The 24,020-nt window shown below is 63.7% G+C and carries 20 protein-coding genes; 10 read left to right on the forward strand and 10 right to left on the reverse strand.

The genetic code is table 11. The annotated features are described in order from the left end of the window. Positions 1–64: 64 nt before the first annotated feature. From ACODSZ_RS02920 to ACODSZ_RS02930, 3 genes are all read right to left on the reverse strand, one after another. Positions 65–847: an enoyl-CoA hydratase gene (locus ACODSZ_RS02920; RefSeq protein WP_488927011.1), complete on the reverse strand. Its 783-nt coding sequence runs from the start codon at positions 845–847 to the stop codon at positions 65–67. Positions 848–865: 18 nt separating this feature from the next. Next, on the reverse strand, positions 866–2,026 hold the full coding sequence (locus ACODSZ_RS02925; protein ID WP_175343452.1) for an acyl-CoA dehydrogenase family protein: 1,161 nt from the start codon (positions 2,024–2,026) through the stop codon (positions 866–868). 126 nt (positions 2,027–2,152) lie between these two features. Beyond that, positions 2,153–5,734, reverse strand: coding sequence for an indolepyruvate ferredoxin oxidoreductase family protein (locus ACODSZ_RS02930; protein ID WP_488927094.1), 3,582 nt, complete (start codon positions 5,732–5,734; stop codon positions 2,153–2,155). Between the two features lie 540 nt (positions 5,735–6,274). On the opposite strand from ACODSZ_RS02930, the gene ACODSZ_RS02935 reads away from it, so the two are divergent. Continuing rightward, positions 6,275–7,219 (forward strand): GGDEF domain-containing protein, encoded by a 945-nt coding sequence (locus tag ACODSZ_RS02935; RefSeq protein ID WP_249776966.1) that lies wholly within the window; start codon positions 6,275–6,277, stop codon positions 7,217–7,219. Between the two features lie 92 nt (positions 7,220–7,311). Further along, on the forward strand, positions 7,312–8,202 hold the full coding sequence (locus ACODSZ_RS02940; protein WP_008329361.1) for a PhzF family phenazine biosynthesis protein: 891 nt from the start codon (positions 7,312–7,314) through the stop codon (positions 8,200–8,202). A 9-nt stretch (positions 8,203–8,211) separates the two neighbouring features. On the opposite strand, the gene ACODSZ_RS02945 is transcribed toward ACODSZ_RS02940, so the two are convergent. Beyond that, positions 8,212–9,135, reverse strand: a complete 924-nt coding sequence (locus ACODSZ_RS02945; RefSeq protein ID WP_175343449.1) for a LysR family transcriptional regulator — start codon at positions 9,133–9,135, stop codon at positions 8,212–8,214. Positions 9,136–9,244: 109 nt separating this feature from the next. On the opposite strand from ACODSZ_RS02945, the gene ACODSZ_RS02950 reads away from it, so the two are divergent. The 8 genes from ACODSZ_RS02950 (at position 9,245) to ACODSZ_RS02985 (ending at position 17,249) form a co-directional block, all read left to right on the forward strand. Next, positions 9,245–10,030, forward strand: coding sequence for an SDR family NAD(P)-dependent oxidoreductase (locus ACODSZ_RS02950; RefSeq protein ID WP_175343448.1), 786 nt, complete (start codon positions 9,245–9,247; stop codon positions 10,028–10,030). A 430-nt stretch (positions 10,031–10,460) separates the two neighbouring features. After that, positions 10,461–11,327: a substrate-binding periplasmic protein gene (locus ACODSZ_RS02955; RefSeq protein ID WP_488927012.1), complete on the forward strand. Its 867-nt coding sequence runs from the start codon at positions 10,461–10,463 to the stop codon at positions 11,325–11,327. Next, the gene (locus ACODSZ_RS02960) at positions 11,324–14,428 is read left to right on the forward strand and encodes a bifunctional diguanylate cyclase/phosphodiesterase (RefSeq protein WP_488927013.1); all 3,105 of its coding nucleotides are present in this window, start codon (positions 11,324–11,326) and stop codon (positions 14,426–14,428) included. The genes ACODSZ_RS02955 and ACODSZ_RS02960 overlap by 4 nt, the downstream gene beginning before the upstream one ends. A gap of 12 nt (positions 14,429–14,440) precedes the next feature. After that, entirely contained in the window at positions 14,441–15,148 is a 708-nt protein-coding gene (locus ACODSZ_RS02965) for a glutathione S-transferase N-terminal domain-containing protein (RefSeq protein WP_241822053.1), read from the forward strand. Between the two features lie 111 nt (positions 15,149–15,259). Continuing rightward, a complete protein-coding gene (locus ACODSZ_RS02970; RefSeq protein WP_488927014.1) occupies positions 15,260–16,357 on the forward strand; it encodes a CE1 family esterase in 1,098 nt (365 codons plus the stop codon). 83 nt (positions 16,358–16,440) lie between these two features. Continuing rightward, entirely contained in the window at positions 16,441–16,692 is a 252-nt protein-coding gene (locus ACODSZ_RS02975) for an AbrB/MazE/SpoVT family DNA-binding domain-containing protein (protein WP_175343444.1), read from the forward strand. Beyond that, positions 16,686–17,036 carry a type II toxin-antitoxin system ChpB family toxin gene (locus tag ACODSZ_RS02980; RefSeq protein WP_488927015.1) on the forward strand — a complete coding sequence of 117 codons (351 nt, stop codon included), beginning with the start codon at positions 16,686–16,688 and terminating at the stop codon, positions 17,034–17,036. Before ACODSZ_RS02975 ends, ACODSZ_RS02980 begins: the two co-directional genes overlap by 7 nt. A gap of 57 nt (positions 17,037–17,093) precedes the next feature. Further along, positions 17,094–17,249, forward strand: a complete 156-nt coding sequence (locus ACODSZ_RS02985) for a hypothetical protein (protein WP_488927016.1) — start codon at positions 17,094–17,096, stop codon at positions 17,247–17,249. A 104-nt stretch (positions 17,250–17,353) separates the two neighbouring features. Here ACODSZ_RS02985 and ACODSZ_RS02990 read toward each other — a convergent pair whose 3' ends face one another. The 6 genes from ACODSZ_RS02990 to ACODSZ_RS03015 form a co-directional block, all read right to left on the reverse strand. Further along, on the reverse strand, positions 17,354–17,770 hold the full coding sequence (locus ACODSZ_RS02990; RefSeq protein ID WP_488927017.1) for a YXWGXW repeat-containing protein: 417 nt from the start codon (positions 17,768–17,770) through the stop codon (positions 17,354–17,356). Positions 17,771–17,853: 83 nt separating this feature from the next. Beyond that, positions 17,854–19,119 (reverse strand): alanine transaminase, encoded by a 1,266-nt coding sequence (gene alaC / locus ACODSZ_RS02995; RefSeq protein ID WP_488927018.1) that lies wholly within the window; start codon positions 19,117–19,119, stop codon positions 17,854–17,856. A 137-nt stretch (positions 19,120–19,256) separates the two neighbouring features. Beyond that, on the reverse strand, positions 19,257–20,528 hold the full coding sequence (locus ACODSZ_RS03000) for a phenylacetate--CoA ligase family protein (RefSeq protein ID WP_488927019.1): 1,272 nt from the start codon (positions 20,526–20,528) through the stop codon (positions 19,257–19,259). 11 nt (positions 20,529–20,539) lie between these two features. Further along, positions 20,540–21,397, reverse strand: a complete 858-nt coding sequence (locus ACODSZ_RS03005; protein ID WP_175343438.1) for an ABC transporter ATP-binding protein — start codon at positions 21,395–21,397, stop codon at positions 20,540–20,542. Positions 21,398–21,464: 67 nt separating this feature from the next. Further along, the gene (locus ACODSZ_RS03010; protein WP_008329385.1) at positions 21,465–22,796 is read right to left on the reverse strand and encodes an ABC transporter substrate-binding protein; all 1,332 of its coding nucleotides are present in this window, start codon (positions 22,794–22,796) and stop codon (positions 21,465–21,467) included. An 86-nt stretch (positions 22,797–22,882) separates the two neighbouring features. Then, positions 22,883–23,959: a branched-chain amino acid ABC transporter permease gene (locus ACODSZ_RS03015; protein WP_175343571.1), complete on the reverse strand. Its 1,077-nt coding sequence runs from the start codon at positions 23,957–23,959 to the stop codon at positions 22,883–22,885. Positions 23,960–24,020 lie beyond the last annotated feature (61 nt).

The raw sequence follows: 24,020 nt of genomic DNA on the forward strand, positions 1-24,020 counted from the left end.
GCGAAGACCAGCGGCCAATGTTGGGGTCATGGCGCAGAAAACGTCAGGCCATGTGCCGAACTGTTCAGGCGTTTTTCCAGCTCGGTGCGCGCTTTTCGAGGAAGGCATTGACGCCCTCCTTCTGATCCTGCGTATCGAAGAGATCAACGAAGAGTTCACGCTCGGTCTGCAGGAGGGTGCCCAGCGGATTGTGACGCGCGCCCTGGATCAACTGCTTGCTGGCCGCCACCGACGACGGACTGTGCTTCTCGGCCTGCAAGGCCAGCGCCAGTGCGCGTTCGCGCGCCTGGCCCTTGGGCACCACCTCTTCCACCAGGCCGATGCGCAGGGCGGTCTCGGCATTGACGCGTTCTCCGCACAGGATCATGCGCTTGGCCCAGCCTTCACCGACCAGCCAGGGCAGGTTCTGCGTGCCGCCCGCGCAGGGCAGCAAGCCCACGGCGGCTTCCGGCAAGGCCATCTGTGCCTGCTCTTCGGCGATGCGGATGTCGCAGGCCAGGGCGCACTCCAGGCCACCGCCCATGGCGTAGCCATTGATGGCCGCAATCGAGACGCCCCGGAAGCCCGACAAGGTCTCGAAGGCTTCCCCGAAACGGCGCGCCATCTCGCGCGCCATGGCCTTGTCGCCATCGGCGAAGAGCTTGAGGTCGGCGCCGGCGGAAAAGAACTTCTCGCCCTCACCGGTCACGACCAGGGTGTAGATCTCGCGGTCGGCGTTGAGGTCCTTGACCAGCCGGGTGAGATCGGCCAGGGCCTCGCGGGTCCAGGTATTGGCGGGCGGATTGGACAGGGTCAGCACGGCGGTGTGGCCGCATTTTTCCAGCTTCAGATTGGTGTAGGTGCTCATGCGTTTCCTCGGGATGGTTCAGCGGATGTCGTCCAGCGTGTCGCGGCCGAGCAGGTTGCGCGAGATGATCACGCGCATGATTTCATTGGTGCCTTCCAGAATCTGGTGCACCCGAACGTCGCGGAAATAGCGTTCCAGCGGATATTCGCGGATATAGCCATAGCCGCCGTGCAGTTGCAGCGCCTCATTGCAGACGCGGAAGCCCAGATCGGTCGCCAGCCGCTTGGCCATGGCGCAATAGGTGGTCGCCTCGGGCGAGCCGGCATCGAGCTTGGTGGCCGCCAGCCGCACCATCTGGCGCGCGGCCACCAGCTCGGTCTGCATGTCGGCCAGCTTGAATTGCAGCGCCTGGAAGTCGGCAATCGGACGGCCGAATTGCTTGCGCTCCTTCATGTAGGCGTGGGCCGCGTCCAGCGCCGCCTGCGCCGCCCCCACCGAGCAGGTGGCAATGTTGATGCGCCCGCCATCGAGCCCCTTCATGGCGAAGACGAAACCCTCGCCTTCCTCGCCCAGCAGGTGGCTCACCGGCACCTTGACGTTGTCGAAGCTGATGGTGCGGGTGGGCTGGCTGTTCCAGCCCATCTTGCTTTCCTTCTTGCCGTAGCTGATGCCGGGGGTGTCACCCGGCACTGCGATGGCCGAGACGCCGCGCGCACCGGGGCCGCCGGTGCGGGCCATCACCACCAGCAGGTCGGTACTGCCCGCCCCCGAGATGAAGGCCTTGGAACCGTTGATGAGATAAAAGTCGTCGACCCGGCGTGCCGTGGTCTTGAGCGAGGCCGCGTCCGACCCGGAACCGGGCTCGGTGAGGCAATAGGAGCCGATCTTCTGGCCGGCTGCCAGCTGCTCGCACCACTCCTCCTTCAGTTCCGCATGGCCCCAGGTGGCGACCATCCAGCTGACCATGTTGTGGATGGTGAGATAGGCTGCCGTCGAGGTACAGGCATGCGCCAGTTCCTCGAAGACGATGGTGGCATCCAGGCGCGAGAGGCCCAGGCCGCCGACTTCTTCGGGCGTATAGAGTCCGCAGAAGCCCAGCTCGCCTGCCTTGGCGATCACGTCCAGCGGGAAATGCGCTTCTTCGTCCCACTTGGCCGCAAAAGGTGCCATCGCACGGGCAGCGAAGTCGCGCGCACTTTGCTGGAAGGCCAGCTGGTCCTCGTTGAGTTCAAAATCCATGCTTGTCTCCTGTTCATTGTTTTATCCAGGCCGTGCGGGCGTGCGCAGGGTGGCATGCCGCCTCGGGCCTTAGCTTAATGGAATTCGCGCCGGGCAGTTGTCACCGGCGCGACATTGGCCGCTCACTCAGGCCGCAGCCGGCCTCACGCCCTGTACCTGGGCGGCCTGGGCGAAGTCGGCCAGCAACGTGGTCTGGCGTGCCTGCATCGCGAGCACGGCCTGCTGCTTGACGTGGCCGAAGCCGCGCACCTGTTCCGGCAACTGTGCCAGGGCGATGGCCACAGGCAGGTTGGTGGAGGTCAGCTTGGGCAGCAGGTCCAGCATCATCTGGCGATACTGCACGATCAGCGCGCGCTCCATGCGGCGCTCTTCGGTACGTCCAAAGACATCGAAGAAGCCGCCGCGCAAGCCCTTGCAGCGGGCCAGCAGCCGCAAGGCGCTCATCATCCAGCTGCCATAGCGGGCCTTGATCGGTTGGCCCTGTCCATCCTTGCGCGCGAAGATCGGCGGGGCCAGATTGAAGCTGAGCGTGAAGTCGCCCTCGAACTGCTGCGCCAGTTCTTTCTGGAACTGGCCGTTGGTATAGAGCCGCGCCACCTCGTATTCGTCCTTGTACGCCATCAGGCGCGAGAGATTGCGGGCCACGGCCAGAGTCAGCTTGTCGCTGCCCAGTGGCGCTTCGGCGGCGCGCACGGCTTCGACCACTTCCATGAACCGGGCGGCGTAAGACGCATCCTGATACTCGGTCAGCAAGGCCACGCGGCGCTTGATCAGTTGGTCCGGCGACTGCGGCAGATGCACCACCACCGGCTGGGCCGGCAGCGCGATCTGCTCCACGCGGCGCAGGTCAACGGCGGCACGGCGGCCCCAGCGGAAGGCGGTCTGGTTGGCCTCGACCGCTACGCCATTGAGTTCGATCGCACGCAGCAGCGCGGCTTCGCTCAAGGGCAGTTCACCGCGCTGCCAGGCATAGCCCAACATGAAGAGATTGGTCGCGATGGCGTCGCCCATCAAGGCCGTGGCCAGGCGCGTCGCATCGATGAAGTCGGCCTGCTGGTCGACCGATTCCAGGATCAGCGCCTTGACTTCCTCGACGGGGAACTGCCAGTCCGGGTTCCTGGCGAATTGTCCGGGCGGCTGTTGATGCAGGTTGACCACCGCCCGCGTCCGGCCAGGGCGCATCTTGGAAATGGCATCGAAGGCGCCGGCAGTCAGCATGTCGCAGCCCAGCACCAGGTCGGCCTCGCCGGTGGCGATGCGCTGGGCACGGATGGCATCGCGCCGGGCAGCAATGCGCACGTGCGAGGTGACCGAACCGTTCTTCTGCGACATGCCGGTCATGTCCAGCACCGACGCGCCCTTGCCTTCCAGATGCGCGGCCATGCCCATGAGTGCGCCGATGGTGATGACCCCGGTGCCACCGATGCCGTTGATGAGGATGTTGAAGGGCGTCTCGCAGGAAGGAATGGCCGGTTCGGGCAGCGCACCGAAATCATCGGGCGCGCCCTTCTTGTGGACGCCGGTGCGCGACTTCTTCAACTGGCCGCCAGTCACGGTGACAAAACTGGGACAGAAGCCCTTCACGCAGGAATAATCCTTGTTGCAGGAAGACTGGTCGATGACGCGCTTGCGGCCCAGTTCGGTCTCCAGCGGCAGGATCGAGGTGCAGTTGGACTGCACGCCGCAATCGCCGCAGCCCTCGCACACGGCCGCATTGATGAAGAGCCGTTCGTTGGGATCGGGAAATTCGCCTTTCTTGCGGCGGCGGCGCTTTTCGGCGGCACAGGTCTGGTCGTAGATGATGACGCTCACGCCTGGAATCTCGCGCAGCTCGCGCTGCACGGCATCCATGTCCTTGCGGTCGTGCAGGCTCACTGCCTGCGGCAGGCCACTGCGGTCGGCGTAACGGCTGATGTCCTCCGAGACCAGGGCAATGCGCTGCACGCCTTCGGCAGCCATCTGCTGCGCGATCATCGGTACCGACACGGTGCCATCGACCGGCTGTCCACCGGTCATGGCCACGGCATCGTTGTACAGGATCTTGTAGGTCATGTTGACCTTGGCGGCAACGGCGGCGCGAATGGCGAGATAGCCCGAATGGAAATAGGTGCCATCGCCGAGGTTGGCGAACACGTGCGGCACCTTGGAGAATGGCGCCTGCCCGATCCAGGGCGCGCCCTCGCCGCCCATGTGGGTGGTCAGCTTGTTGAATTCCGGATAGATGGCGGTAGCCATCACGTGGCAGCCGATACCGGCCAGCGCGAAGCTGCCTTCAGGCACGCGGGTGGAGGTATTGTGCGGACAGCCCGAGCAATACCAGGCCGGGCGCGGCGGCGTGTTGACGGCCTTGGTCAGTACCGCATCCTTGGCATCGAGGAAGGCCAGGCGCGCCTTGATCAGGTCACTGGTATGGAAGCGCGCGATACGTGCAGCGATCACGCGCGCGATCTGGGCCACCGAGAAATCGGCCTTGGACGTCAGCAGCCATTCGCCGCGCGGCGCGACCCACTCACCCTTCTCGTCGAACTTGCCGATCACGCGCGGACGCACGTCGTCGCGCCAGTTGTAGAGCTGCTCCTTCAACTGGTATTCGACCATCTGGCGCTTTTCTTCGACCACCAGGATCTCGTCGAGGCCCTGCGCGAACTCGCGCACGCCCTCCGGCTCCAGCGGCCAGGGCATCGAGACCTTGAACAGGCGCAAACCGATGTCGGCGGCGAAGGCTTCGTCGATACCCAGTTCGGACAAGGCTTCCAGCACGTCGAGATAGGACTTGCCGGAGGCGATGATGCCCAGCCGCGCGCGCGGGCTATCGATCATCACGCGGTTGAGTTTGTTGGCCCGCGCGTAGGCCAGCGCGGCATAGATCTTGTAATCCTGCATCAGCGCTTCCTGCTTGCGCGCCTGCACGCCCAGGGTATCGGTGGAAAGCCGTGCATTGAGGCCGCCCGCAGGCATGACGAAATCGGTCGGCAGACGGATCTCGACGCGGAAGGGATCGGCATCTACCGAGGCACTGGATTCGACCGTATCTGCAAGCGCCTTGAAGCCCACCACACAGCCGGAATAACGCGACATGGCCCAGCCATGCAGGCCCAGGTCGAGGTATTCCTGCACGTTGCAGGGATAGAGCATCGGGATCATCGATGCCGAAAAAATATGGTCCGACTGGTGCGGCAGGGTTGAGGAATAGGCCCCGTGATCATCCCCGGCCACCAGCAGCACGCCACCCTGGGCGGAGGTGCCGGCGTGGTTCATGTGCTTCAACACATCACCGCAGCGGTCCACGCCGGGCCCCTTGCCGTACCACATGGCATAGACGCCGTCATAGTCGGAAGGACCGATCAGCTTGACCTGCTGCGTGCCCCAGACGGCGGTGGCGGCCATGTCTTCGTTCACGCCGGGCTGGAACTTCACGCGGTGCGCGGCCAGGTGCGGCTGGGCGTGCCAGAGGGCTTCGTCCAGTCCGCCCAGGGGCGAGCCGCGATAGCCGGAAATGAAACCGGCCGTGTTGAGGCCCGCCGCGCGGTCGCGGATCTGCTGCAGCATCGGCAGGCGCACCAGCGCCTGAATGCCGGAGAGATAGATGGCGCCTTCGGTGGCGGTGTATTTGTCGTCCAGACTGACAGGGGCCAGTCCGGAAGTGTCTGGAACTGGTCCGGTACGGTTGCCTGTCCGGTCAGTCAAGTGTGCGGTGACGGTATGCAAGCCGTCTGTCGCGGGGGTGCCGGGTGTCTGGTCGAGGACCGGCGAGTGAGCGCTCACTGGGGTCACAGCCTGTGCGCAGTCGCGAACGCCTTCTACGGTTGGCGTCGCCGCTGCGGCAGGCTCAGCTGCCGAACGGAATTGCATTGCTTGTCTCCAAAATTTTTGTTTCAGATAGCGTCTGCCATTACAGCACCGGGTACGGCACATCACTGCCAGACACATCGACCGTGGTAGCGGTCCACACAACAATCTCCGTCTCGAAAACTGCTGTGACTGAAGTCTATCCGCAGGTCCGCGGAATCCGGAAATACCGAATGAGGATAGGGGTATAAGAAAAAACGATAACCCGTTTTCGCTACCGCCTTCCTGCACCACCGCATTGCCTCATGACAATCTTTGGGGCGCGTGAGGCAGATTTCGACCGGTTTTTCATCTTCCTGACAGCAAGTCGCGTTATGCTAACCGGCAAATTTTTTGCACCGCATCGCTGCAGCATTTCCCCTCGACAACAACAGCACAACGAAGCCGCCACAGAGAGCCATGAGCAATCCCACCCAAGAACAGATGGAACCCGACAGCGCCGTCTACAAAACCCTGCTGGAATCGACCAAGGCGATTCCCTGGAAAATCGACTGGAGCACCATGCAGTTCGCCTACATCGGCCCGCAGATCGAGCAACTGCTGGGCTGGACGCCGGAGAGCTGGAGGACGGCCGACGACTGGGCCATGCGCATCCACGCCGAAGACCGCGAGGCGGTGGTCAATTTCTGCATCTCGCAATCCAAGGCCGGCGCCGATCACGAGGCCGACTACCGCGCCCTGACCCGCGATGGCGAGCACGTCTGGATCCGCGACGTGGTGCATGTCGTGCGCAATCCCGATGGCAGCCCCAATTCGCTGATCGGCTTCATGTTCGACATCACCGAGCGCAAGAAGACCGAGGCACGCCTGATCGAATTGCAGAAGGAGCTGGAAGCGCTGTCCTACCGCGACGGTCTGACCAACGTGGCCAACCGCCGCATGTTCGATTCGGCGCTGGAAGTGGAATGGGCCAATGCGGTCAGCACGCGCGCGCCGCTGTCGCTGATCATGCTCGACATTGATTACTTCAAGCAGTACAACGACCATTACGGCCACATCCGTGGCGACGACTGTCTCAAGCAGGTCGCGCAACTGCTCAGCCAGAGCGCCACCCGCAGCCGTGACTTCTTTGCCCGCTATGGCGGCGAGGAATTCGTGCTGATCCTGCCCGAGTGCGATGAAAAGGCGGCCCTGCAGGTCGCCCAGCGCTGCCGCACGCTGATCAATGAGGCCGCCCTGCCGCACGCCAAGTCGCAGGTCTCCCCGCACATCACCATCAGTCTGGGCGTGACCACCATCGTGCCTTCGCCGATGGACCAGCGCATTGCCTTCCTGGAACAGGCCGACCGCCGCCTGTACCGCGCCAAACAGTTGGGCCGTGACTGTATTGCCGTAGACGAGTGAACTGTACCTGTCTCGCAGCGAAGGCCATCGCTACAATCGGCCTTCCTGCTTGCGCTTTGGCGCAGGTTCCCTGACCTTGCTGCGAGACCCTCATGCCTGCCACCTACGCTTACCGCCTGCTCAACGTCTTCGCCGAATCGACCTTCGGCGGCAATCCCCTGTGCGTGTTCGAAGACGCGCGCGGCCTCGATGAGGCCACCATGCTGGCACTGGCCCTGCAATTCAACCTGTCGGAGACGACCTTCATCTTCCCCTCCACGGTTGCCGATGCGCAGGTGCGCATCTTCACCACCGGTTACGAGATGCCCTTTGCCGGCCATCCCACGCTGGGTACGGCGCAGGTGGTGCGCGAGCTGCGCGGCTGCGGCGATGCCCTGACCCTGGAATTCAAGGCCGGCGTGGTGCCCGTCACCGCCCGTGGCGATGTCTGGACCTTTACCGCGCCCTGCCCCGGTGGCGCGCGCACGGCGCCCTCGCCCCTGTCGCGTGCCGAGGTGGCGGCGCTGCTGGCGCTGGAGGCGGGCGACCTGGCCGCTGATCCGATGTGGGTCGATACCGGCGCCGACCAGTTCCTCATTCCCCTGCGTTCCACTGCGGCAGTGCGCCGCGCCCGCCCCGACAGCGGCCTGCTGGAACGCTGGCCGGCGAGCAGTCTGGGACGCAAGACGGCCTATGTCTTCGCCTTCGATGAGGCCGCCCCGGATCAGGTGCTGGCACGCTACTTCTTCACCAAGCAGGGCGGTGGCGTGGCCGAGGATCCAGGCACCGGCTCGGCCTGCGCCAACCTGGGCGGCTGGCTCATCGCGACCGGCGCAACGCTGCCGGCGCGCTACGCCATCGATCAGGGTGCGGCCGTGGACCGTCCGTCACGCCTGCATCTTGCGGTCGATGCCGGGGGCGCAATCCAGGTCGGCGGCCGCGTCATCGAGATCGGACGCGGCACCGTCACCATCGATCCGGTCGGACAGACCATGCTGGCCTGAGCGGGCTGCTCAGCGTGTGAGACCGCCCTCCTGCGTGAGCGGAAAGATCAGCGCATGCAGCCAGTCCATGAACTCCGCCAGCCGCGCCGGTACGTGACGCCGGCTGGCGTACAGGATCGTGACCGGCATGGGGGCCGGTCGATATTGCGGCAGCACTTCCACCAGCTTGCCGCCGTCGAGCATCTTGCGTTTCTGCGCGCCCACCAGCGGCAACTGGATCAGTCCCAGGCCGGCCTGACAGGCGGCGTAATAGGTCTCCGTGCCATTGACCGTGACGCTGCCGGCCATGGACAGGGTGTGCGTCTGGCGGCCATCGAACCACTCCCATCCGGGCGAACGTCCGCCCAGCACCTGCCGGTAATGCACCAGCTGGTGCTGCGCCAGATCCTCCAGCGTACGCGGCGTGCCGTGGCGTTTCAGATAGGCGGCGCTGGCGCAGTTGATCTGCACCAGGTGGCCGATGGGCCGCGCCACCAGTGAGGAATCATCCAGCGTGCCGGTACGCAGCACGCAATCAAATCCCTCTGCCACCAGGTCCACCCGGCGGTCACTGGCCGAGAGTTCGATCTCCAGTTGCGGATGCTGCGCCAGGAAGCCCGGCAAGGCCGGCAGCACCACTTCGCGCGCCATGGCGCTGGACATGTCGACCCGCAACTTGCCGCTCAAAGGCTGACCGCCTGCCCGAAACATGCCGCGCAAGGATTCGAATTCATCCAGCAGTTCCTGGCTGCGCCGGTAGAAGGCCTCGCCATCGGCGGTCAGCTGCACGCGCCGCGTGGTGCGCTGGAGCAGGCGCGTACCCAGCATCTGCTCCAGTTGCTGTACGGCCAGCGACACGCTGGCGTTGGGCAGCCCGAGCTGGCGCGCCGCACCGCTGAAGCTGGCCAGTTCGGCCACGCGCTGGAAGATCTTGAGGGTATCCAACTGGTTCATGTGCTCGCCTGATTATTATTAAATTCTGAAAAGTCTAATAGTAAATCCTAAATTTATTCTTAAATTTCTTCTCAATATACTGAGCTCCTCAACAACCAAGGAGCCCGACATGAACGCCCAACCTGCTTCCACCCCCACTTCTCCCCGCATCGCCCTGATCACCGGCGGCAGCCGGGGCCTGGGCAAGAACACCGCCCTGCACCTGGCCCGCGAAGGCGTGGGCATCCTCCTGACCTATGTCGGCAACCGTACTGCTGCCGATGCCGCAGTGTCAGAAATCGAAGCCCTCGGTGTACCGGCGGTGGCCTTGCAGCTGGACTTGGCCGACAGCGCAAGTGTTACGGCCTTCGCACAACAAGTGTCCGATGCACTGTACCGGGTCTGGCAGGTCCGCCAGTTCAACTATCTGATCAACAACGGCGGCATGGGCATCTATGGCCCGATCGCCGAGACCAGCGAAGCGGACTTCGATGCGCTCTACAAGGTGCATCTCAAGGGGCCGTTCTTTCTGACCCAGGCGCTGCTGCCACTGCTGGCCGATGGTGGCCGCATCATCAACATCTCCAGCGGGCTGGCACGCTTCACCCTGCCGGGCTACGCTGCCTATGCCGCCATGAAGGGTGGCGTGGAAGTGATGACGCGCTACATGGCCAAGGAATTCGGCGCGCGCGGCATTGCCGTCAATACCGTGGCACCGGGCGCCATCGAGACCGATTTCGGCGGAGGCCGCGTGCGCGACAATGCCGAGCTCAACGCCTTTGTCGCCAGCCAGACCGCACTGGGCCGGGTCGGCGTGCCCGATGACATCGGCGCGGCGGTGGCCTCCCTGCTGCGTCCGGACAACGGATGGATCAATGCCCAGCGGGTGGAAGTCTCGGGCGGCATGTTCATCTGAGCCCCCGCGCGCGCATGATCGGCGGTTCGCCGCAGGAAGAAGAAACCGGTGTTTCCACTTGGGAAATACCGGTTTTTTTGTGCGCATGACGGCCCCTGCGTGCACCCTGGCCACTGCTTTTTTCCACTCCCGTGCACACGCCGCGCGGCCCCGTGCAGCCGGCCCTTGCAGGCCGCGACGCATTCTGTTGCGCAATGGAATCTGCTCGGGTAACATCGCTCGGCGTTTGGTGCAGCCCCGTTCTTGCTGACGTGTCCCGCATGTGAGCAGAGCAGGTGATGACACCACCGCCTCCACGGGCGGCAGACACAGAACAACAGATCAGGGCACCGTTTCAGATGCGGTGATTTCAGGGAAGGACGACACGGCAGTGCACCGGAGGCGGCATCGCCTCAGGAGCGCAAGACGGCGTCCACGGTGTGGCGTATTCATGGGGGCCAGTATTTTCAGTCGATTCTTTCGCAATCGCGCAGTGCGTGCCTGTGCGAACGCGGCCACCCTGTTTGCGGCCCTGCTGGCGGCTTCCCCTTCCGACGCTGCCGATGTCGCCGGTTCTTCCACGGCGGCCGGTCCCGATTGTTCACGAACCTACACGCTGGCCCTGCACGATCACGGCCTGCTCTATTCTGCGGCCACCGATACGGGGATCGACAAGGATTTTGCCGATGAGCTGATCCGCCGCAGCGGCTGCAAGGTCAACGTCAGTCTCATGTCGCGTGCGCGCATCTGGCAGTTGATCGAGTCAGGCGCGCTGGACTTCAGCCTCTCCGGCATCACCAATGCCGAGCGCGACAGATTCGCCTCCTTCGCCTGGTACTTCAGCAACAAGTACTACCTGCTGGTGCGCAAGGATGCGGGCATCACCCAGCTGGCCGATATCGCCCGCAGCGAGCGTTTCCAGCTTGGCGTCATCCGTGGCTTCCGCTACAGCAGCAACGCCAACCGTGTGGTGGACGAACTGGCCGCCGCCAATCGCGTCACCCTGGCCGGCGGGCTGGAGCCGCTCTATGAGGCGCTGCTGCAGAATCGCATCCAGGGCATGATCATGGAGCCCTTCGATTATCCGGTGGTGGGAGAAAAGCGCATTCGCGAGGCCACCACCATCATCAGCTTCGAGGATCCCTCGGTGCTGCATGGATTGATCATGTCGCGCCAGGCCCTGCCCCCCGCCGAGCAGGAAAAATGGCGCGCCCTGGTCAATGGCATGCTGGCCGATGGTACGGTGCTGCGCATCTTCCGCAAGTACTTCAATGCGGAACTGGCGGCAGCCATGGTCCAATTCCAGAGCAAGCCGTGAACTGGATACGCCAGATCCTGCTGCCCCTGATCATCCTGGCCACAGGATTGGGCGTCACCTGGACCGCCTGGGACCACGAACGCGACGCCGCCGCCAAGGAGGTCCATACCCAGTTCGCCTCGGTGCTGCGCGAGACCGTCAGCCGCATCGAGCAGCGCATGGCTTCCTACGAACAGATGCTGCATGGGGTGCAGGGTCTGATCTCGGCCACCGGCAACATCGACCGCAACCAGTTCCGCGACTATGTCGAGGCGCTCAACCTGGACGCCAATTTTTCCGGCATCCAGGCCATCTCCATCGAGGAGTGGGTGCCGGCCCGGCAACTCGATGCCCATCTGGCCCGCATGGCGCGCCAGGGCTTGGCGGACTACAAGATTCGCCCGGCGGGAGCTCGCCCGGCCTATGCCCCGACCATCCTGCGCGAGCCCTACGTGGGCCGCAACCGTCTCCCCTTCGGCAACGACCAGTGGTCCGATCCGGTGCGACGCGCGGCCATGGAAAAGGCGCGCGACTCCGGCATGGCGACCGTCTCCGGCAAGATCGAACTGGCCGGTGAAGGGCCGGCCACACCGGCCTTCATGATGTACCTGCCGCTGTACGAGCGCGGCCAGCCGCAGTCCACCATCGCCGAGCGGCGCGCCAGCCTGATCGGCTGGGTGCATGCGGTCTTCCGCATGAGCGATGTGATCGCCAGTCTGTACGGCGAGAGCAGCCGCACCATCGCCTTCATGCTCTTCGACGGCGTCACGCGGGACCCGCAGGACCTGCTCTACCGCTCGCCGCTGGCCAGCGCCCCGCTGCACCGCCCACGCCTGCAGGCCGATGAATATCTGGTGGTGGCCAATCACAACTGGACCCTCTCCATCAGCACCACCGACGCCTTCACCACCCAGTTCGGGCGCAATGCCGAGCAGCTCATCGCTGCCACCGGCATCGGCTTGAGCATCACGCTGGCCCTGCTGGCCTGGCTGATGATGTCCAGCCGCAAGCGCGCCGTGCGTCTGGCCGAGAAGATGACGGCGGAACTGCGCGCCAGCGAGGAACAGTTCCGCGCCATCGCCGACTGCACCGTCAACTGGGAAGTCTGGTGGGGCCGCGATGGCCGCCCGCGCTGGATCAATCATGCCGTGCGCGACTACACCGGCTATACCGTGGAACAATGCCTGAGCATGCCGGACTTCATCGGCAGCATCGTCCATCCCGACGACGAGCACCGCATACGCGCCGAGCTGGCGCGCTGCATGGATGGCCAGAAGCGCGAGGACGTGGAATTCCGCTGCGTACGCAAGGATGGCACGGTGTTCTGGCTGTCGCTGTCGTCGGCGCCAATTGCCGATGCCCAGGGCAGCTTCACGGGATTCCGCACCAGTGCGCGCGACATCACCGAGCGCAAGCAGATCGAAGCCGAACTGCGCATCTCGGCAGTAGCCTTCGATTCGCGCGAGGGCATGCTCATCACCGACGCCAACAGCAAGATCCTGCGCGTGAACAAGGCCTTCACCGAGATCACCGGCTACACCGCCGAGGAAATTGTCGGCAAGCATCCCAAGCTGCTGCGCTCGGACCGCCATGGTCCGGCCTTCTTCCAGGAGATGCGCGAGAGCATCCGCCGCTTCGGCAAATGGCAGGGTGAGATCTGGGACCGTCGCAAGAACGGCGAGGTCTATCCCGAGTGGCTGACCATCTCGGCGGTCAAGAACAAGGACAACCAGGTCACCCACTACGTCAGCACCCATCACGACATCAGCGACCGCAAGCTGGCCGAGGAACGCATCCGCGAGCTGGCCTTCTTCGACGCCCTGACCCGCCTGCCCAACCGCACCCTGCTGCTGGACCGCCTCAAGCAGGCCATCGCACTGTCGCTGCGCACCCGCACCTGCGGCGCGCTGCTGTTCATCGACCTGGATCACTTCAAGACCCTCAACGATACCATCGGCCATGAGAAGGGCGACACCCTGTTGAAACAGGTGGCCCAGCGCCTGCTGGCCAACGTGCGTGAAAACGATACGGTGGCGCGGGTGGGCGGTGATGAATTCGTGGTGGTGCTCGAATCCTTGAGCGATACCCAGCAGGAAGCCGCTACCCAGACCCGCGCCATCGGCGAGAAGATCCTCGCCGCGCTGGGCGCCACCTACCAGCTGGACGACGTCGAATATCGCACCACTGCCAGCATCGGCGCCACCGTTTTCCTGGGGCGGGCGACCTCGGTGGATGAACTGATGAAGCAGGCCGACCTGGCCATGTACAAGGCCAAGGAAACCGGCCGCAATGCGCTGCGCTTCTTCGACCCGGCCATGCAGACCGCCGTGCTGGAACGCGCCACCCTGGAAGCCGGCCTGCGCAAGGCCATTGAAGGGGAGCAGCTGCTGCTGCACTACCAGCCGCAGGTGGTCGAGGGTGGTCGCGTGACCGGTGCCGAAGTACTGGTACGCTGGCAGCATCCGCAGCGCGGCATGGTGCCCCCGGGCGACTTCATCCCGCTGGCCGAAGAAACCGGACTGATCCTCTCGCTGGGCAACTGGGTGCTGGAAACCGCCTGCAAGCAGCTGGCCGTCTGGGCCAAGCGGCCGCGCATGGCCGAGCTCAGCATCGCCGTCAACGTCAGCGCGCCGCAATTGCGCGAGGCCGATTTCGTGCAGACCGTGCTGGACATCATCGAGCGCACCGGCGCCAATCCGCGCCGCCTCAAGCTGGAGCTCACCGAAAGCCTGCTGGTGGACAACGTGGAAGACATCATCCAGAAGATGTTTGCCTTGAAGGCTTACGGCGTAGAGTTTTCGCTGGACGATTTCGGCACCGGTTATTCGTCCCTGTCCTACCTCAAGCGGCTGCCGCTGAATCAGCTTAAAATCGACCAGTCTTTCGTGCGCGATGTCCTGATCGATCCCAACGACGCCTCGATAGCCAAGACCATCGTCAACCTGGCCCAGAGCCTGGGGCTGGGGGTGATCGCCGAGGGTGTGGAAACCGATGCCCAGCGCTCCTTCCTGGCCGATGCCGGCTGCCATGCCTACCAGGGCTATTACTTCTGCCGGCCCGTGACGGTCGATGCCTTCGAGAAATTCGCCCAGGACCGCGACCCCCTCATATCCGTTGCCTAGGAGTCCGATCTCATGAGTCACGCTTTGTCCGCCTTCGCCATCAATCAAAAATGGCCGGCCCAGCACCCCGAGCGCATCCAGCTGTATTCGCTGCCCACGCCCAATGGCGTGAAGGTCTCGATCATGCTGGAAGAAACCGGCCTGCCCTACGAAGCCCACCTGGTGAGCTTCGAGACCAATGACCAGATGTCACCGGAGTTCCTGTCGCTGAACCCGAACAACAAGATCCCCGCCATCATCGATCCCAATGGCCCCAATGGTGCAGCGCTGCCGCTGTTCGAATCGGGGGCCATCCTGCTCTACCTGGCCGAGAAGACCGGCCAGTTTCTGCCCGCCGATGCCGCCGCGCGCTACCAGGTGATCCAGTGGGTGATGTTCCAGATGGGCGGCGTAGGTCCGATGTTCGGCCAGCTGGGCTTCTTCCACCGCTTCGCCGGCAAGGAGTACGAAGACAAGCGTCCGCGCGACCGTTACGTCAACGAAACCAAACGTCTGCTGGGCGTGATGGACCGGCGTCTGGCACAAAGCCAGTGGCTGGGTGGCGATGCCTATTCGATCGCCGACATCGCCACCTTCCCGTGGATCCGCAACCTGATCGGCTTCTATGAGGCCGCCGAGCTGGTCGGCTTCCAGGACTTCCCCCATGTGGCACGGGCACTGCAAGCCTTCGTGGCACGGCCGGCGGTGGTGCGCGGGCTCAACATTCCGGCGCGCGACTGATCGATCCGCGCTGGGCGCCTGTTGCGGGTGGCGCAGGGTGTAAATCACTTTGCGGCAGCACGCGCTGCGCGTTAACATGGCGCCCATCCCTGCAAACGCATCCCGCCCGTCATGAGCTACCGTAGTCTCCTGCCCCCGAATGTTCGTGTCCGGCCCTTGCGCCGCCGCCTGCTGGCGGCGCTGTGCGGCCTTGCCGTACTGGCGTCCACACCGGCACACGCGGTTGACCTGTCCCTGAAGACGATCCGCGTGGGCAATCTCTCGCGCGCGTATTTTTCCGAACGTGCCGCGCCCGGTGAGCCGCAACCTCTGATCATCGCGCTGCATGCCAGTGGCTCCAGCGGCTCGCTCATGGCGCGCGCCACCGGGCTGACCGAGATCGCCGAAGCCGCCGGCTACATGATCGTGTATCCCAACGGCACCGGGCTGGCCATTGATGCGCGCACCTGGAATTCGGGCGGCTGCTGCGGCTATGCGCAGATGCACAAGGTGGATGACGTCGCCTTCCTGCGCGCACTGATCGACAAGCTGGTCAAGGATGGCCTGGCCGATCCGCGGCGCGTCTATCTGGTGGGCGTCTCCAACGGCGGCATGATGGCCTATCGCATGGCTGCCGAAGCGCCCGAACTGTTCCGGGCGGTGGCGGTGGTCAGCGCGGTGCTGGACGTGCCGCCCGAGACGGTCAAGGCTCCCATGCCGCTGCTGCATATCCACGGCAGCGACGACCCCTTCATCCCCTTCCTGGGGGGTATCGGCAAGCAGGAAGTCTCGCAGCTGCCGCGCATCTCGGTGGCGCGCAGCATCGAAGCCTTCATCAAGGCCGATGGTGCCAATCCACGACCGACCGTGACCGACATCCCCGACACCGCCAACGACGGCACCACCATTCGCCAGTACACCTACGCCAGCAAGACCGACCCGCAAGCCGTGGTGCTCTACGAGGTCAAGGGCGGCGGCCATGCCTGGCCGGGCGGCGTGGTGCCCATCGTCAATGGCGGCAAGTCCTCGCAGAACCTGGACACCTCGCGCACCGTCATCAACTTCTTCAATGCCCACGGCGGTGGCCGCCAGAACGAGCAGGTCGACGACAAGCTGCCGCCCGGTGCCACACCGCTGCCGGGGGCGACCGAGGCAGCAAGCACTGCACCGGCCACCGCGCCGTCCAGGCAAGATGCGGCATGTGCGCAGTCCAACCTCAAATGCAACTGAAAAACCAACGCCGAACACAGCTGCACAATGCTTGACCCGCACAATCCACGTTTATACAATGTATCTACATTACGGAGGTACATATGGAACTCTCGATCCAAAAATGGGGTAACAGCGCGGCGGTACGCTTGTCGACCGAATTTCTGAGCCTGCTCAATGTGAAGCTGGGCGACAAGCTCTGCGTGGACATTCGTCCCGAAGGGGCTTTGCTGAAACCGAAGCGTCATGCCTATGCGCTGGCCGATCTGGTCAAACAATGTGATACCAGCGCGCCGGAACCTGCCGACATGGCCGCCTGGAACAAGCTCAAACCAGTGGGCCGTGAAACATGGTAAGACGTGTCAAGTTCGAGCGTGGCGACATTGTGGTCGTCAACTTGGAACCGACCTCAGGTCGGGAACAGCGCGGCGAGAGTCGCCCTGTGCTGATTCTGTCCACGGCGGTGTTCAACGTCATGGGCACCGTTCTGGTCGCCCCCATTACCCAGGGCGGCGATTTTGCCAGGCACGCCGGATTTGCCGTCCCCCTGAGTGGCGCCGGCACCAAGACGCAGGGCGCAGCGCTGGTGAATCAGATCCGCATGCTGGACCTCGAAGCCAGGCGTGCCAAGAAGATCGAGACGGCCCCTGACTTCGTGATTGATGATGCGCTTGCACGACTGCAGGCAATCCTTGACTAGGAGCCCCCAACAAATCGCACTATCATAGCGACCAGCGTTCAACCTCCCGCCACGACAATGAAAAGACTTCTGACCAGCATCCTGATCGCCATCGTCCTGTACTTCCTGCTGCCCTGGATCGGCAAGCTGATTCCGCATTACCGCCTGGCTGTCATCTGCGTCACCGCCGGCATCGTCTCCTTTGCGATCTCCGCGCTGATGGACAAGACCTGATTCCGTCTGCTTTCGCGCGGCCCGCCAACGAAAACGGCCGCAACGTGAAGACGTTGCGGCCGTTTCGTTTCATCACTTCAGTTCATGCAGGCTGGATCAGCATTTCAGCACTCCCCCTTGCGCTCATGACCCGGCGGGCAGTCGTGTCCGCGTCCCGGACCACGGTGGTCGTCATCATCACGATGGTGACGCGGCCCGTGACCCGGTGGCGGACCACCGCGCCAGCCGCCGCGATCGAGCTCCCATCCGCGCGGCCCCTGACGCCATACGGGCGCGGCATACACATAGCCGGGGCGCTCGCGCACCCAGTGGCCTTCGCGCCAGATGTGGCGATGACCATCCCAATCCCAGAAGCCGGGTGCCCACACATAACCATGACGCGGCGGCGGGAGCGGTTCGGCGCGCGGCGGCGGCGGTGCACCGATGTTGATGTTGACCGACACCTGCGCCTGGGCAAGCGGCAGCACAGCCGCGGACGAACCAAGCGCCACCAGGCTGGCGAATATTATTTTTTTCATCATATAAAATAATCAGAGGGTGAATATTTTTGTAGGACAGCGGCCCCACCGGCACGGTTCCGGTCTTTACACCGGCAGGCCCCGGGTCAGCCGCCCTTGGCGTTCTTGAACATGGTCTTGATCCCGCGAATGGCCTGGCGGATGCGCGATTCATTCTCGATCAGGGCGAAGCGCACATACTCGTCGCCGTACTCACCGAAACCGATGCCGGGCGAGACGCAGACCTTGGCCTGTTCCAGCAGGATGCGCGCGAACTCCAGCGAGCCGAAGGAACGATACGGTTCCGGGATGCGCGCCCAGATGTACATCGAGGCCTTGGGAATATCGACCATCCAGCCGGCCTCGTGCAGGCCCTTGACCAGGACATTGCGGCGCTTTTCGTAATTGGCGCGGATTTCCTCCACGCAGGACTGATCGCCCTCCAGGGCCGCAATGGCCGCCACCTGCACGGGCGTGAAGCTGCCATAGTCGTGATAGCTCTTGATGCGCGCCAGCGCCGCCACCAGCCGGGCATTGCCGACCATGAAACCAATCCGCCAGCCGGCCATGTTGTAGCTCTTGGAGAGCGTGAAGAATTCCACTGCAACCTCCCGCGCACCCGGCACCTGCATGATGGACGGCGCTTTCCAGCCATCGAAGGTGATGTCGGCATAGGCCAGGTCATGCACCACCAGGATCTGGTGTTCGCGCGCCAGCCTGACCACGCGCTCGAAGAATTCCAGCTCCACGCATTGCGCGGTCGGATTGGAGGGGAAGCCCAGGATCATCATCTTGGGCTTGGGATAGCTCTCCCGCACCGCGCGTTCCAGTTCGTCGAAGAAGTCCACACCCGGGCTCATGCGCACCGAGCGGATGTTGGCGCCGGCGATCACCGCGCCATAGATGTGGATGGGGTAGCTGGGATTGGGTACCAGCACGGTATCCCCCTTGTCGAGGGTGGCCAGCATCAGGTGCGCCAGGCCTTCCTTGGAACCGATGGTGACGATGGCTTCGCTGTCGGGATCGAAGTCGACTTCGTAGCGGCTGCGATACCAGTGTGCAATGGCGCGGCGCAGGCGCGGAATACCCTTGGAGGAGGAATAGCCGTGCGTATCGGGCCGCTGCGCGACTTCCACCAGCTTCTCGACGATGTGCGGCGGCGTGGCGCCATCCGGGTTGCCCATGGACATGTCGATGATGTCCTCGCCACGACGGCGGGCAGCCATCTTCAGTTCGGCGGTGATGTTGAAGACGTAGGGCGGCAGCCGGTCGATGCGCGGGAAGCTGACCGGGAAGGCGTCCGGGGAAGTGGCAGGGGAAGAGGAAACAGCAGGCGTGCGCGAGGGATCGCGCGAATCGGCGGATTGCGTCATGGAGGTCTTTCACGTCAGCGCCCGGAACCGTCCGAGCGACGTTGGAACCAATGTTCCGTTACCGATTTTATGCGCGAAGCTTCACCTGCACAAGCGCAAATCGCCCTGTACCTTCGATCCTCTGCAAGTTACTTCACTTATTCGTATTTCCGCGCATCTTCAATGACCTTGCCGTCATTGGGCAGACTGCCCGGCGCCACCAGCAGCACTTCGCCTCTGAGCTTGGTCACCTCGCGCAAGCTGCCGGCCAGTGCAGAGACGTCGATGGCCGGGTCTTCCGGGTCACCCACTTCGCAATGCAGGGTCATGACGTCATTGGCCATCTCGCCCGAGACCACCAGCCGCGCCCGCAAGACATCGCCATGGCGGCGCAAGACGTCGGCCACCTGCGAAGGATGCACGAACATGCCACGCACCTTGGTCGTCTGGTCGGCCCGTCCCATCCAGCCCTTGATGCGGGTATTGGTACGCCCGCACGGAGACGCCCCCGGCACGACCGCCGAGAGATCGCCGGTACCGAAGCGGATGAGCGGATAGTCGGGATTGAAGGAAGTCACCACCACCTCGCCAACCTCGCCCTCAGCCACGGGGTCGCCCGTGCCGGGCCGCACGATTTCCAGGATCAGCGATTCATCCAGCACCATGCCGGGATGCACCCTGCCCTCACTCATGGTTTCGTAGGCGATGTTGCCGATGTCGGCAGAGGCATACAGCTGCAGCACCTGCGGCACGCCGTGTTCATGGAACCAGTTGCGCAGCGACGGCGGCAGCGCTTCGGCGCTGACCAGCGCGCGCCGCACGCTGGAGATATCCGCGCCCATCTCCTGTGCCTTCTCGATGATGATCTTGAGGAACGAGGGCGTGCCCACATAGGCATCGGGCTTCAAGGCCGCCATCGCATTGACCTGCAATTCGGTCTGGCCGATACCGGCCGGGATCACCGCACAGCCCAGCCTGGCCGCCGCGCCCTCGACCATGAAGGCAGCCGGCGTGAAGTGATAGGCAAAGCAGTTTTGCAGGATATGCCCGGCCTGCAAGCCCAGCGCCTTCATCGGGCTGGCAAAGCGCCACCAGTCGGCGCCCTGGCCTTCCGGATCGAAGATCGGACCGGGCGAGACGAAGAGCCGCCGCAGTTGCCGCGCGGGCGTGGTATTCAAGCCGCCGAAGGGACTCTCACGCGTCTGCAATTCCTTCAGATCGGATTTGCGGGTCACCGGCAATTGCGCCAGGGCCGCGCGCGAGCCGATGGCCGCCGCATCCACCCCCGCAAGGATGCGCGCCCAGCCCGGCGCGCCCTGCGCCCGTGCCACCAGCTGCGGCAACGCACGCATCAACTGTTCTTCACGCTGTTGCGGATCACGCCGTTCCAGCGCGTCCAGCTCGGCCACACCCTGCCTGGGATCGGACATGATGCCCTCCCTCAGGCCAACCAGCGCTTGCGGCGCCGATAGAACTTCATGTCGCGGAAATTCTTGCGACCGCCTCCGGAGACGCCGAGATAGAACTCCTTGACGTCCTCGTTATCGGCCAGCTCGCTGGCCGCGCCTTCCATGACCACGCGGCCGTTTTCGAGGATGTAGCCGAAGTCGGCATAGCGCAGCGCGACCATGGTGTTCTGCTCGGCCAGCAGGAAGGAGACCCGCTCCTTGCTGTTCAGGTCCTTGACGATCTCGAAGATCTCCTCGACGATCTGCGGCGCCAGGCCCATCGAGGGTTCGTCCAGCAGGATCATCGAAGGCTTGGCCATCATGGCGCGCCCGATCGCGGTCATCTGCTGTTCGCCGCCCGAGGTATAGCCGGACTGCGATTTGCGGCGCACCTTCAGGCGCGGGAAATAGTCGTAAATCTTTTCCAGTTCGTGCTTCACTTCGGAGTGGCTGATGCCGCGCGTGTAGGCACCGGTCAGCAGGTTTTCTTCCACCGTCAGGTGGCCGAAGCAATGCCGACCTTCCATCACCTGGATCACGCCGCGCCTGACCAGGTCATTGGGCGTCATGCGGTCCACCCGCTCGCCGCGAAACTCGATGCTGCCCTTGGTGACGTCGCCGCGTTCGGCGTGCAGCAGGTTGGAAATGGCCTTCAGGGTCGTGCTCTTGCCTGCGCCATTGGCGCCCAGCAGTGCCACGATCTTGCCTTCGGGCACGTCCAGCGAGACGCCCTTCAAGACCAGGATCACGTGGTCATAGATCACTTCGATGTTGTTGATGGCCAGCGCCTTGGCTACCGCTGCCGGGGCGGCAGAGGGAGCGGCACTGGTCTGGATCGGTGTGGCATTCATGGTCGTTCGCATTCCCAAAAAAGCACCGGCGGCCGTGGGAGACGTGCAAAACCGCCGGCGCAAGCGCCTACTTCATGCAGGCAGGAGTGATGCCTTTTTCTTTTGCGTATTTCGCAGCCGATGCCTTGAACAAGGGGTGGATCAGGTTCTTGTTGCCCTCGATCCAGTCCGACACCAGCACCCACTTGCTGCCATCCCATTGCTGGATCTTGATCTTGCCCGATCCCTCATGGTTCTCGCAGGAGGTCTTGATCTCCGGCAGCAGGCCGGTGGCGCCCAGAGCCTTCAGGCGGGCATCGGTGATGTTGAGGTTTTCAAAGCCCCAGCGCACCTGCTCGCCACTCATGACCTTTCCCTTGCCATATTTGTCCTGGGCCGTGCGCACCGCTTCCACGGTGGCAATGGCGGCCGAGACGCCACGGTTGTAGAGGATGGAACCGAGCTTGTTCTTGTCCTGCATGTTGCCGCGGCCCGCGCCATAGACCACCTTGTCGATATCGGCAATGACCGGCACATCCTTGCCGGCCACGTTCCAGGTGGCCGACAGGTAACCCTTGGCGGCCTCGCCGGCGGGGATGGTGTCTTCTTCCGAGCCGGCCCACCAGGAACCGATGATCTTGTCACGCGGATAGCCGACCTTCTGCGCCGCCTTCAGCGCCGTCTGGTTCATCACGCCCCAGCCCCAGAAGATCACGTAGTCCGGGTTTTCCTGGCGGATGCGCAGCCATTGCGCGCCCTGTTCATTGCCGGGGTGGGCCACCGGGATCTCCACCAGCTTGAACTTGCCGATGGAAGCCTCCGCCTGCAAGGCCACGATGGGTTCCTTGCCATAGGCCGAATCGTGATACAGGAACACGATCTTCTTGCCCGCCAGCGAACCATTGTTCTTGCCGGTCAGATACTTGACGATGGCCGAGACCTGCATCTGGTAGGTCGTCACCAGCGGGAAAGCATAGGGGAACACCGAACCATCCACCGCATCGGTACGGCCATAGCCGATCATCACCAGCGGCACCTTGTCCTCGGCGGTCTTGTCGATGAGCGCGTAGGAAATGCCGGTGGCCATGGGGTTGATGGCGGTGCCGTGGGTGACGGTATTCTTGTTCTTCATGCGCTCGTAGCACTCCACGCCCTTGGCGTTGTTGTACTCGGTCTCGCACTCTTCCCAGGACAGCTTGACACCGTTGATGCCGCCTTCCTTGAGGTTGACGTAGTTGAGGTAATCGACATAGCCGCCGTAATACGACTGGCCGTTGGTACCATACGGGCCGACCCGGTAGCTGGGGATGGCGATGAACTGGTCACTGCTCTGTGCCAGCGCCGGCACTGCTGCCGACAGCAGGCTGGCGGCGCAGGCGGTGGCTACCACCAGTTGCCGCAGATGCTTGATGCTCTTCATGGTCTCGTCTCCTTTATGTTGTCGTTGCCGACTTTTATCGGACGCCGGCATCCCGGCCTCCACCTACCTCGTTGCTGCTTGTGCGCCTAGTGCGGGAACGGCCACAGGCGCAGTTTTTCCTTGGCGATCTGCCACAGTCGTGCCAGCCCGTGCGGCTCGACGATCAGGAAGAAGATGATCAGGGCACCGAACATCATCATCTGGATGTGCGACACGGTGGCATTGGTGAAGGGCAGGTGCAACAGGGCTGCCAGCGGCGGCAGCGCGTTGTCCAGGAAGATCGGCAGCAGAAGGATGAAGGCCGACCCCAGGAAGGAACCGAGGATGCTGCCCACGCCGCCGATGATGATCATGAAGAGGATGCGGAAGGACAGGTCCAGCGAGAAGCCGTCCGGTTCCACCGAGCCCAGGTAGCAGAACGCATACAGGGCACCGGCCACGCCGCAGTAGAAGGAGCTCACTGCGAAGGCGGTCAGCTTGGTACGCATCAAGGGGATGCCGATCACTTCGGCGGCCACGTCCATGTCGCGCACTGCCATCCAGGCGCGCCCGGTGGAGGAGCGCACCAGGTTCTTGGCCACCAGCGCCAGTACGCTCACCACGCCCAGCACGAAGAGATACTTGCGTACCGGGCTGTCGATGGCGATGCCGAAGAAATCGATCTTGGGGGTGCTGATCACGCCCGAGGAGGAATTGTTGGAGAACCAGGGAAACTTGGTCAGCGCCCACACCACGAAGAACTGCGCCGCCAGCGTGGCCACGGCCAGATAGAAACCCTTGATGCGCAGCGACGGCAGCCCGAACAGCACACCCACCAGCGCGGCACAGCCACCCGAGAGCAGCAGCGTGGCGACGATGGGAATGCCTTCCACCCGCAGTTGAAAATTGTAGGCCGCGTACGCCCCCACCGCCATGAAGGCCGCCGACCCCAACGAGAGCTGACCGGCGTAACCGGTCAGCACGTTCAGACCGAGTGCGGCCAGCGCAAACACCAGGAACGGCACCAGGATGGCCGAGAACCAGTATTCATTGCCCAACAGCGGCACGCCCACGAAGGCGAACACCATGAAGAGCGTAAAGAGGATGCGATCCTGGCGGATCGGGAAGATCTGACTGTCGGCGATGTAGCTTGTCTTGAATTGTCCGGCTTCACGGTACAGCATCATGTTCTCCTTGTTCCTGCATGGCACCTGTGGCGACATATCGCCAACATTGGAATCAGCG

The sequence above is a fragment of the Herbaspirillum sp. FG34 genome (genome assembly GCF_057809315.1).

Bases quoted from the DNA above. Each gene is read 5' to 3' on its own strand.
- ACODSZ_RS02920 (WP_488927011.1), bottom strand. From the start codon at position 847: ATGAGCACCTACACCAATCTGAAGCTGGAAAAATGCGGCCACACCGCC.
- ACODSZ_RS02925 (WP_175343452.1), bottom strand. From the start codon at position 2,026: ATGGATTTTGAACTCAACGAGGACCAGCTGGCCTTCCAGCAAAGTGCG.
- ACODSZ_RS02935 (WP_249776966.1), top strand. From the start codon at position 6,275: ATGAGCAATCCCACCCAAGAACAGATGGAACCCGACAGCGCCGTCTAC.
- ACODSZ_RS02940 (WP_008329361.1), top strand. From the start codon at position 7,312: ATGCCTGCCACCTACGCTTACCGCCTGCTCAACGTCTTCGCCGAATCG.
- ACODSZ_RS02945 (WP_175343449.1), bottom strand. From the start codon at position 9,135: ATGAACCAGTTGGATACCCTCAAGATCTTCCAGCGCGTGGCCGAACTG.
- ACODSZ_RS02950 (WP_175343448.1), top strand. From the start codon at position 9,245: ATGAACGCCCAACCTGCTTCCACCCCCACTTCTCCCCGCATCGCCCTG.
- ACODSZ_RS02955 (WP_488927012.1), top strand. From the start codon at position 10,461: ATGGGGGCCAGTATTTTCAGTCGATTCTTTCGCAATCGCGCAGTGCGT.
- ACODSZ_RS02965 (WP_241822053.1), top strand. From the start codon at position 14,441: ATGAGTCACGCTTTGTCCGCCTTCGCCATCAATCAAAAATGGCCGGCC.
- ACODSZ_RS02970 (WP_488927014.1), top strand. From the start codon at position 15,260: ATGAGCTACCGTAGTCTCCTGCCCCCGAATGTTCGTGTCCGGCCCTTG.
- ACODSZ_RS02975 (WP_175343444.1), top strand. From the start codon at position 16,441: ATGGAACTCTCGATCCAAAAATGGGGTAACAGCGCGGCGGTACGCTTG.
- ACODSZ_RS02980 (WP_488927015.1), top strand. From the start codon at position 16,686: ATGGTAAGACGTGTCAAGTTCGAGCGTGGCGACATTGTGGTCGTCAAC.
- ACODSZ_RS02985 (WP_488927016.1), top strand. From the start codon at position 17,094: ATGAAAAGACTTCTGACCAGCATCCTGATCGCCATCGTCCTGTACTTC.
- ACODSZ_RS02990 (WP_488927017.1), bottom strand. From the start codon at position 17,770: ATGATGAAAAAAATAATATTCGCCAGCCTGGTGGCGCTTGGTTCGTCC.
- alaC (WP_488927018.1), bottom strand. From the start codon at position 19,119: ATGACGCAATCCGCCGATTCGCGCGATCCCTCGCGCACGCCTGCTGTT.
- ACODSZ_RS03000 (WP_488927019.1), bottom strand. From the start codon at position 20,528: ATGTCCGATCCCAGGCAGGGTGTGGCCGAGCTGGACGCGCTGGAACGG.
- ACODSZ_RS03005 (WP_175343438.1), bottom strand. From the start codon at position 21,397: ATGAATGCCACACCGATCCAGACCAGTGCCGCTCCCTCTGCCGCCCCG.
- ACODSZ_RS03010 (WP_008329385.1), bottom strand. From the start codon at position 22,796: ATGAAGAGCATCAAGCATCTGCGGCAACTGGTGGTAGCCACCGCCTGC.
- ACODSZ_RS03015 (WP_175343571.1), bottom strand. From the start codon at position 23,959: ATGCTGTACCGTGAAGCCGGACAATTCAAGACAAGCTACATCGCCGAC.